Genomic DNA, 8,968 nt, shown 5'->3' with positions numbered 1-8,968 from the left:
GTGTATAAGAGACAGGAATCGGTTGACGGCACGGCGGCCCCGGTCGTCGAGACCGAGCCGGTGGCCGTCGAGGAGCCGGAGACCCCGCTCGTCGTCGAGGACGAGCCGACCGAGCGTCCCGCCACCGTCCCGGCTCCCCGGGCCGCCGTGGAGGACGACCTCCCGCCCGTCGCCGCCCCGGACGCCGCGGTCGCCGCGGCCCCGGTCGCCGACAACGGGATCGCCGCCGCGTCGAACGGGTCCGCCACCACGGCGGTGACCGCGGACGACTTCCGGCGCATCCAGGGCATCGGGCCGAAGATGGCCGCCGCCCTGCAGGCCGCCGGCATCCGCAGCTACCAGCAGCTCGCCGAGCTGGACGAGCCGGCGCTGCGGGAGACCATCAAGGCCGCCGGCCTGCGCGCCACCCCGAGCCTGGCCACCTGGCCGCAGCAGGCGAAGCTGCTGGCCGGTGCGGGCACCGACGCCGCCCGGGTGCTCCCGGTGGGCGCCGACGAGCAGGCCTGAGCACGGTCCGGGCCGGTGGTGACGGACCGTCACCACCGGCCCGGGTCACTGCCGAACCGACTCGGCGTACTCGGTGAGGACCTGGTCGAGCATGTGACGGGCCTCGGCGGCGCGCACCGGGTCCGGGTTGTCCAGTGTGATCAGCCCCTTCCACAGCACCCAGCCCCGTCCGCGGGCCCAGGTGCCGTCGTCCACGTCGAGCGTGGCGCGGAACGCCGCCCGGCTCGCGCCGGAAAGCAGCGTCCAGGCGATCGCCAGGTCGCAGGCCGGGTCACCCGTGCCGCAGCAGCCGAAGTCGATGACCGCGACCAGCCTCCCGTCGCGGACCAGCAGGTTGGCCCAGGCCACGTCGCCGTGGAACCAGACCGGCGGTCCTGACCAGGTAGCGGCCAGCGCTGTCTCCCAGATCCGGGTGACGAGGTCCCCGGGCACCCGGTCGCCGAGGCGCGCGATCGCCCGCCGGGTCTCACCGTCGTACGTGGTCAGCGACGCACCCCGGAAGCAGCTGTGCCCCCCGGCCGCCGGCCCACCGGCCGGCTCGATCCGCTGCAGCGCCGCGAGGAAACCCGCGAGCGTCGTGGCGAACGCGGTCGGCTCGGCGATCCGGTCGAGGCGGGCGGTCTCTCCGTCGATCCAGCGGCGGACGGACCACGGGAAGGGGTAACCCTCGCCGGGTTCACCGATCGCCAGCGGGGTCGGCACCTCCAGCGGCAGGCCGGGTGCCAGGACCGGCAGCCACCGCTGCTCCTTCTCGACCTGCGGCACGTACCCGGCGGCGCTGGGCAGCCGGACGGTCATCTCGTCCCCGAGGTGGAAGGTGCGGTTGTCCCAGCCACCGACCGCGACGGGGCGTACCGGGAGATCGGCCCAGCGGGGGAACTGCGCGGCGACCAGCCGCCGCACCAACGCCGCGTCGATCGTCGGGAGCGGTGGCGGCGGGTTCTTGTCGTCCTCCCTCATCCGGGGAAGCGTCGCCGTCGGCGCGGCGGCCCGCAACCGGGTTACCACCCGCGCGACCCTGACCCCGGTGCGCCGGATCGGACTGAAAGCACGAAACCGGGCACCCGACGGACCGGTCATCGCTACCGTCGGTGAGGGGCCGGCCGGCCCGCCGCGCCGATCCCGCCACCGCAGGAGCAGCTCGTGCCCGACGCCACGCCGGAACAGCCCCCCACCCGAGGTGGGCCCCCGGTACGCGACGCGGAGTCACCGCGCCGGGTCACCCTGCTGGAACTCTTCTTCGACCTGGTCTACGTGGTCGCGCTCGCCCTCATCTCCCGGGGACTGGTGACCGACCTCAGCTGGGAGCGGGCCCTCCAGTCCCTGATCATCCTGATGGCGATCTGGTGGACCTGGGCGATCACCACCCTGGTCACCGACATGTACGACCCGCAGCGCACCGAGATCAAGCTGCTCATCGCCGCGGTGATGTTCGGCGCGCTGCTGATGACGACCGCCATTCCGCATGCCTTCGATGGTCGGGGGCTGGTCTTCGCCGGCACGTACGTCGCGATCCACCTCGGCCGCGGTCTCTTCCTCATGCCCGCGGTGCGCCGCAACCCGCAGACCCAGCGGCGGGCGGCCCGCATCTTCGCCTGGTTCGCCGTCTCCGCGGTGCCGTGGCTGCTCGGCGGCCTGGCTCACGGCGCCGCCCGCGCGTGGCTCTGGGCGCTGGCGCTGGGCATCGACTACCTCGGCTTCCGGCTGGCCTACCCGGTCCCCGGGCTCGGCGTGATACCCGAGCACCAGCGCAACGTCACCGCCGAGCACCTGTCGGAGCGCTACCAGCAGTTCTTCATCATCGCGCTGGGCGACGCCATCCTGGTCATCGGCACCATGTTCAGCGTCGGCCACTCCAAACTGGAGCACGTCGCCGCGTTCGCGGTCACCTTCGTCACCACCCTGCTGCTCTGGCGGATCTACGTGCACAAGTCCGGCGAGCTGCTGCCGCACGCGATCGCCAGCGCGAAGCAGCCGGGCCGGTTCCTGCTCACCGCCCCGTACACCCATCTGCTGATGGTGGGCGGAGTGGTGACCGCGGCCGCCGGGTTCGACCTGGTGCTGCACGAGCCCTCCGGGCGCACCCCGCCGGCCTGGGCGGCGGTCATCCTGGGCGGCCCGGCGCTCTTCCTGGTCGGCCGGGCCGCCTTCGAGTACGAGGTGTTCAGCCGGGTCTCGGTCTCCCGCCCGGGCGGGGTGCTGGCGCTGCTCACCATCGCGCCCGGCGTCCTCTTCCTGCCGCCGCTGGTGGCCGCGACGGGGGCCATGCTGGTGCTCGCCGGCGTGGCCGTCGCCGACTACCTGCGCAGTCGGGGGCGACCGCCGGAGGCGCCGTCTCCGCCGCACTGAGCGGTGCGTACCGTCGACGCACAGTGACGGATCGCCTGACCGCTACCGATCACCGTTAGCCGTTCGACGGGATTGGGTACAACTCCTCCACCTCGAAATCCACCACACCCCCGTGGAGGCAAGTCATGCGCGGCACTTCGATACTCGGCGTCCTCGTCGTCATCTGGCTGATCATCGGCGCGATCGCCGCCGGTCAGCGCGGTTACTTCGGCAACGACGACACCAACTGCGCCGAAGCCGGCACCATCCTGGTCACCATCGTCGCCGGCCCGCTGAACTACATCGGCGCCAACCCGAAGCTGGACTGCCAGCTCCCCGAGCCGTCCAAGTAGGCCGACCGCCGTCCGGCCCGCGCCCCGCTCCCCCGCGGCGCGGGCCGTTCTGCTGTCCGGGCCACCTCCGTCACCACCCCCTGAGCCGTCCTAGGGGCTCGCACCGGCGTTTGTCGGTTCGCGTGCCGGGAAGGGCACCGGACCAGCGGCGCACGGAACGGGAGTCCGGCATGCAGATCGGCTACAAGCTCGCCTCGGAGGCCTTCGGACCGCAGGAGATCATCCGGCAGGCGGTCCGTGCGGAGCAGGCCGGATTCGACTTCGTCGAGATGAGCGACCACTACCACCCGTGGCTGGACGTGCAGGGGCACTCCTCGTTCACCTGGAGCGTCCTCGGCGCGATCGCCGCGAAGACGAGTTCGCTCGGGCTGGCCACCGGCGTCACCTGCCCGACGGTGCGCTACCACCCGGCGATCATCGCCCAGGCCGCCGCCACCATGGCGCTGGTCTCCGACGGCCGGTTCACCCTCGGCGTGGGGGCCGGCGAGCGGCTCAACGAGCACGTCGTCGGGCAGGGCTTCCCCAGCGTCCGCGGCCGGCACGAACGGCTGCGCGAGGCGCTGGAGATCATCCGCCTGCTCTGGCAGGGCGGGTACCAGTCGTACGAGGGAAAGCACCTGCAGTTGGAGGACGCACGGATCTTCGACCTGCCGTCCACCCCGCCGGTGATCGCGGTGGCCGCCAGCGGAAAGACCTCGGCCGGCATGGCCGCCGAGCTGGGCGACGGCCTCTTCGCCACCGAGCCGAAGCCGTCGATCGTCGAGCACTACCGGGAGGCCGGCGGGAAGGGCCCGCGCTACGCGGAGGTGCCGATCGCCTGGGCAACCGACGAGGAGCAGGCGGTCCGCGCAGCCCGGGAGACCAGCCGGTGGGCGGTCACCGGCTGGAAGGTGATGAGCGAACTGCCGAACCCGGTCAACTTCGACGCGGCGACCTCCTGGGTGGAGGACCACCACATTCGCCAGCAGTTCTCCGTCGGCCCGGACCCGGAGGTCCACCTGGACAAGGTCCGCCCGTACGTTGACGCGGGCTACGACCACATCGTGCTGCAGAACGCCGGCCCCGACCCGGACGGCTTCCTCGACTTCTTCACCGGGGAGCTCGCCGCGCCGCTGCGCGCCCTCGGCTGAGGTTGCGGCCGGCTCAACCCCCGACGTGGATGCCGGGACGCCGGCTCGGGTCCGACTCCGACTTGCGGATGATCTCCCGGACCACGGGCGGGGTGTCGCCGCGACCGAGGATCAGGTAGCGCAGCAGGTGCGCGATGGGATTCCCCTCGGACCATTCGAAGTGGGCGTGCGGGCGGACCCCCGTGACGTCGCGCAGCGCCAGCAGGATCGCGGCAATGGCGTTCGGCACGGCCGGGCTGCTGGCCCGGAGGATCCGATACCCGCCGACCTCCACCCCGTGCACCTGCAGGACCTGGCTGAACTGTGACGGGTCCACCACATCGATCTCCAGGAAGAGGATGTCCGCGGCACCCGGGACCGGGTTCATCCCGCGCTGCGCCCGCTCCTTGACCCGGTACTCCTTCAGCGTGCCGCTCTGCCGCTTGTTCGCGATGAGGTGCAGCCGGCCGTCGTGGGCGATCGAGTCGGTGATGAACCGACGCGCCGCCTCGTCGAACTCGATCCGCGCCGCCCGTAGCTCGGTGGTACGGGAGATCCTCGAGATCAGCGAGACCGCGATGATGCCGGCGATGAACATGCCGGAGATGGTGATCCCGTCCGGCTTCTCGATCACGTTCGCGGCCAGCGCGTAGAGCAGCACCAGGGTGAGCACCGTGAAGCCGATCCCGGCGAACCGGTGCCGCGACCGGTACGCCGAGATGGTCACCGCTATCGCGCCGGACGACATCATCGCCAGGATCCCGGTCGCGTACGCCCCGGCCTGCGCGTTGACATCAGCCCGGAAGGCGACGGTGATCGCGATGCTGATCAGCGTGTAGACGAGGACGACGGGACGGACCGCCCGGCCCCACTCCGGCGCCATGCCGTACTCGGGCAGGTACCGCGGCACGATGTTGATCAGGCCGGCCATCGCCGAGGCGCCGGCGAACCAGAGGATCAGGACGCTGCTGATGTCGTACACGGTGCCGAACGCCTCGCCGAGGTGCTCGTGCGCCAGGAAGGCCAGCGCCCGCCCGTTGGCAGCCCCACCCGGCTTGAACTCCTTCGGCGGGATGAGGACGGTGGTGACGAAAGTGGTGGTGATCAGGTAGACGGACATGATGAGCGCCGCGGTGGTGAGCAGCTTGCGGGTGTTGCGGACCCGGGCCTGGAGGCGCTGCTGCGGGTCGCCGCCCTCCCCCTTGACCAGCGGCATCATGCTGACCCCGGTCTCGAAGCCGGAGAGCCCCAGGACCAGCAGCGGGAACGCCAGCACGGCCGGTCCGATGAGGTCGCTCAGCCGGGTCGCGCGGGCGGTGAGAAGGTCGGTCCAGTCGGTCAGCACCCCCGGGTCGGCGGCGATCTCACCCAGCCCGACCACCACGATCACCGCGTTGAGCGCGAGGAAGACGGCGACCAGCGGGATGGCGACCTGCACCGCCTCGCTGAACCCCAACAGGAACACGCCGCCGAGGATGAGCAGCAGCACCACCGTCACCCCGACCGCGGCGGCGGTTCCGTGCGGGAACGACGCCGGCAGGTACGGGTTCTCCAACAGGTGCACCGTGGCGTCCGCGGCGGAGAGGGTGATCGTGATGATCCACGAGGTGGCGACGAAGCCGAGCAGCACCAGCACGAAGATCTTGCCCCGCCAGAACGGCAGCAGCCGCTCCAGCATGGCCACCGAGCCCTGCCCGTGCGGGCTCTCCCGGGCCACCCGCCGGTACATCGGCAGCATGCCGAACAGGGTCAACGCCACGATCAGCAGGGTGGCGACCGGGGAGAGCGCCCCGGCCGCCAGCGCGGCGATGCCGGGCAGGTAGGACAGCGTGGAGAAGTAGTCGACGCCGGTCAGGGTCATGACCTGCCACCAGGGGTGGGTTCTCCCCTTGGCCTCCGGTTCCAGGGTCTCCGGGCCGGCCGGTGACACCCGGTGCTGGAATAGCCACCGGCGCAGGCCAGTGGTTGGCTCCGCCGGTCGCACGTGGCTCTCCACGCGCTCCGGAACGCGCACCGGAGCCCGTCCGTCGCGCCCGCCGCGCTCCGGGTCGCGGGCCGCGCGCAGCGCGTGCCCCGGACCGGACTGCGCCTGGTTGCGCCGCGCCCGATTGCGCCGGGGCTGCGCCCCGTCCCGCCCGTCCGCCATGTCCATCCCTTCAGGCCCTGACCCGACCGTAGGCGGTACCCACGGCGTCGCCCGTCGGAACCCGACAAGCCGGAAAGATCATCAGGGCGGGAGGGATCGTACCGCCGATGGCCCCGGCCGGCAGGGTCAGCCGGCGACCGGGGTGTCCAGAGCGCGGAGCAGCCCGTCCGGGTCGGCGACGGTCACCGTGACCGCCGGGTGCCGCAGCCACCGCCCGGGCGCCAGGCCCGGCACCGGCGTGGCGAAGCGGAGGCAGACACCGGCCGTGACGCTGGTGCCGAAGGTGACCCCGCCGTCGGCGAGGGACAGGTGCGGGCCGATCGCCCGCCACCAGCGGTACGGCCCGCCGGGCTCCGCCCCGGTGACGTTGCCGCGGGCGGTACGCAGCCGCCAGGGCCCGAACCGCACCGTCAGCTCGTCCGGGCCGAGTTCCACGCCGGCCGTCTCTGGGCTTACGCCGAGCAGCGCCAGCGGCAGGCGGAACGCCGGGTCGAAGCGGAAGCCGAAGCGGCACGGCGGTTCGGTCACCGGCCGGGCGTACCCGCCCGGAAGCCGTCGACACCCGGTCACTCCAGCGCGCTCGTCCAGCGGCCCACGTGCGCGTCCAGGTACGCGGCGGTGGCCCGCCAGTACGCCCCGTCCTCGGCGTGGATCCGCGCCCACGGCTGCCGCCCCTCCCGGGCGCCGGCGCACAGCAGGTCGTACATGGCCCGGGCGCGGCGACCCAGCATCGCGGCGAGCGCCGGGCGGTCCGCCCCGGAGAGGCCGTAGCCGTCCACGAAGACCCGCAGCCGGTCGGCCGACTCGCGCACCGGGCGGCCCGGCCGCATCCCGGCCATGCTCTGCGCCGCGTAGGCCAGCTCCCACAGCCGGGTGCCCGGGCCGGCCGAGTCCCAGTCGATCAGCACCCAGCCGCGGGGCGAGCGGACCAGGTTCCACGGGGCCGCGTCGTGGTGGCAGATGAGCTCCTCGCCGTCGGGCGGGATGACCCGGTTCCACACCGCCGAAGGCGGAGGCACGAACTCCGCCGTCGCGCGGTGCAGGTCGGCCAGCAGGGCGCCGATCGAGGCCAGCTCCGAGCGGGGGTACGAGCCGTCGGGGCGGCCCAGCTCGCCGGGGACGTACTCCAGCACCTGGCGGCCCTCGGCGTCCCGGCCGAGCGGCCGGGGCGCGCCGGTGAACCCCACGTCCTGCAGGTGCCGCAGCAGGGCGTCCACGCTGTCGGTCCACGGGCCGACCGGCCGGCGGACCGCGTCGCCGACCCGGACCACACCCGCGGTCACGTTGCCGACCAGGAGCTGCTCGTCGCGTCTCACCCGGCCATCCTGCCCTGCCGGCCGCCCGGACGGCGTCCCCGCGTTCCGCCCGGACGGCGGAACGCGGGGACCCCCCGTCCCGGCTACTGCAGGAAGGCCCCGAGGGGCGAGAGCAGCAGCCGACCGAGCAGCGCGGCGTTGTCGTCCAGCCGCGTCCGCTCACACTCGCGGGCCTGCGGATCGTGCCGGCAGCGCCAGATCTTCTGCGCGTTGCGCCAGGCCACATTCCGGGTGTACTCCACCAGCTCGCCCTGGTACCAGTCGTCGATGTCGCCGTTCAGCATGTCGATCATGAGCTGCCAGTTGTCCAGGTAACCGCGGCGCAGCCCTGGGATCCGCTCGGCGAAGATGTCGTTGATCTCCAGGTAGTCGTGGTGCTGGTCGCTGCCGTCGACCGGCTCGGACTCCAGGCTGTCGAACGTGGTCACCAGCGCGAACGGCAGGTCGAAGTTGATGTGCGCGTTCACCCCGGCGGCCGCCGACGGCAGCGGACGGGCATCCGGCCCGCGCATCCGCTGGAACAGGCAGGACCAGGCCTTCGGCGTGTTCGGGCTGGACTCCGTCCAGAACCGCAGCGCGTCGAAGTAGCGGGCGGCGAACTCCACGTCGAGCCGGGCCAGGAAGACCGGGTCGGAGAAGCGGTCCTCGTAGAGGCCGTCCAGCACGCTGGTGGTGATGGTCAGGTAGAGCTTGTTGAAGTCCGCGAGGGGGCAACTCGCCTCCAGCGGAGGGAGCCGGACCAGCATGTCCTGCAGCTTGGTGAGGTGGTCGACGACCGCCGGCACGTCGGCGGGGTGGTCGGCGAGCAGTCCGACGATGTCCTGGTGCACAGGACCCCAGACCGGTTCGGTCATCTCTCCTCCACTGTGGTCCGGGCGGCGGAGCGCCATCGGTGACGTGGACAGCCTTCCAGCCAACGCCGGTCGGCCGGATCAGTAGAACGACGTATACGGGGTCGGCCCGTCCGTCTACTCCGGCCGGTTGCGGAGGAAGATCGCGCTCGCCTGCACCCGGGTACGGACCTGGAGCTTGTCGAAGATGTGCGAGACGTGCACCCCGATGGTCCGTTCGCTGATGAACAGCCGCTGACCGATCTCCTTGTTCGTCAACCCCTCGGCGACCGCGGCGAGCACCTCCCGCTCCCGGGCGGTGAGCACGGCCAGTTCGTCCACCGCCGGCTCGGCGGCCGGCGCGGCCGGTCGGCTGCGC

Annotated in this window: 10 protein-coding genes; 4 read left to right on the top strand and 6 right to left on the bottom strand. The window is 72.4% G+C overall.

Going from position 1 to position 8,968, the window contains the following annotated elements; all coding sequences use genetic code 11:
* Positions 1 to 507, top strand: a 507-nt coding sequence (locus DKL51_RS36155; RefSeq protein ID WP_260428385.1) for a helix-hairpin-helix domain-containing protein, incomplete at its 5' end; no start/stop codon positions are given.
* Between the two features lie 45 nt (positions 508 to 552).
* Here the strand turns inward: DKL51_RS36155 and DKL51_RS05680 are convergent.
* On the bottom strand, positions 553 to 1,467 hold the full coding sequence (locus DKL51_RS05680; RefSeq protein WP_109944397.1) for an aminoglycoside phosphotransferase family protein: 915 nt from the start codon (positions 1,465 to 1,467) through the stop codon (positions 553 to 555).
* A gap of 183 nt (positions 1,468 to 1,650) precedes the next feature.
* On the opposite strand from DKL51_RS05680, the gene DKL51_RS05675 reads away from it, so the two are divergent.
* The 3 genes from DKL51_RS05675 to DKL51_RS05665 all read left to right on the top strand — a co-directional run bounded on the left by DKL51_RS05675 (position 1,651) and on the right by DKL51_RS05665 (position 4,318).
* Entirely contained in the window at positions 1,651 to 2,856 is a 1,206-nt protein-coding gene (locus DKL51_RS05675; protein ID WP_109944398.1) for a low temperature requirement protein A, read from the top strand.
* Positions 2,857 to 2,981: 125 nt separating this feature from the next.
* A complete protein-coding gene (locus DKL51_RS05670; RefSeq protein ID WP_109944399.1) occupies positions 2,982 to 3,188 on the top strand; it encodes a hypothetical protein in 207 nt (68 codons plus the stop codon).
* 170 nt (positions 3,189 to 3,358) lie between these two features.
* Positions 3,359 to 4,318 carry a TIGR03557 family F420-dependent LLM class oxidoreductase gene (locus tag DKL51_RS05665; protein WP_109944400.1) on the top strand — a complete coding sequence of 320 codons (960 nt, stop codon included), beginning with the start codon at positions 3,359 to 3,361 and terminating at the stop codon, positions 4,316 to 4,318.
* A 13-nt stretch (positions 4,319 to 4,331) separates the two neighbouring features.
* On the opposite strand, the gene DKL51_RS05660 is transcribed toward DKL51_RS05665, so the two are convergent.
* The 5 genes from DKL51_RS05660 to DKL51_RS05640 all read right to left on the bottom strand — a co-directional run.
* A complete protein-coding gene (locus DKL51_RS05660; RefSeq protein ID WP_207783815.1) occupies positions 4,332 to 6,443 on the bottom strand; it encodes an APC family permease in 2,112 nt (703 codons plus the stop codon).
* 126 nt (positions 6,444 to 6,569) lie between these two features.
* Entirely contained in the window at positions 6,570 to 6,971 is a 402-nt protein-coding gene (locus DKL51_RS05655; protein WP_109944423.1) for a hypothetical protein, read from the bottom strand.
* Between the two features lie 38 nt (positions 6,972 to 7,009).
* The gene (locus DKL51_RS05650) at positions 7,010 to 7,759 is read right to left on the bottom strand and encodes a phosphotransferase (RefSeq protein WP_109944401.1); all 750 of its coding nucleotides are present in this window, start codon (positions 7,757 to 7,759) and stop codon (positions 7,010 to 7,012) included.
* Positions 7,760 to 7,842: 83 nt separating this feature from the next.
* Positions 7,843 to 8,613: a DUF5995 family protein gene (locus tag DKL51_RS05645; protein WP_109944402.1), complete on the bottom strand. Its 771-nt coding sequence runs from the start codon at positions 8,611 to 8,613 to the stop codon at positions 7,843 to 7,845.
* A gap of 114 nt (positions 8,614 to 8,727) precedes the next feature.
* The coding region (locus DKL51_RS05640; RefSeq protein WP_148097732.1) for a response regulator transcription factor at positions 8,728 to 8,968 on the bottom strand (241 nt) is incomplete at its 5' end.

It is taken from the genome of Micromonospora globispora (assembly GCF_003857015.1).
GTDB classification, from domain to species: domain Bacteria; phylum Actinomycetota; class Actinomycetes; order Mycobacteriales; family Micromonosporaceae; genus Micromonospora; species Micromonospora globispora.
Note: the sequence above shows the minus strand (reverse complement) of the source record. Positions and strands in the feature narration are given on the sequence as shown.

Coding starts and splice junctions, on each gene's coding strand:
- DKL51_RS05680 (WP_109944397.1), bottom strand. CDS start 1,467: ATGAGGGAGGACGACAAGAACCCGCCGCCACCGCTCCCGACGATCGAC.
- DKL51_RS05670 (WP_109944399.1), top strand. CDS start 2,982: ATGCGCGGCACTTCGATACTCGGCGTCCTCGTCGTCATCTGGCTGATC.
- DKL51_RS05665 (WP_109944400.1), top strand. CDS start 3,359: ATGCAGATCGGCTACAAGCTCGCCTCGGAGGCCTTCGGACCGCAGGAG.
- DKL51_RS05660 (WP_207783815.1), bottom strand. CDS start 6,443: ATGGCGGACGGGCGGGACGGGGCGCAGCCCCGGCGCAATCGGGCGCGG.
- DKL51_RS05645 (WP_109944402.1), bottom strand. CDS start 8,613: ATGACCGAACCGGTCTGGGGTCCTGTGCACCAGGACATCGTCGGACTG.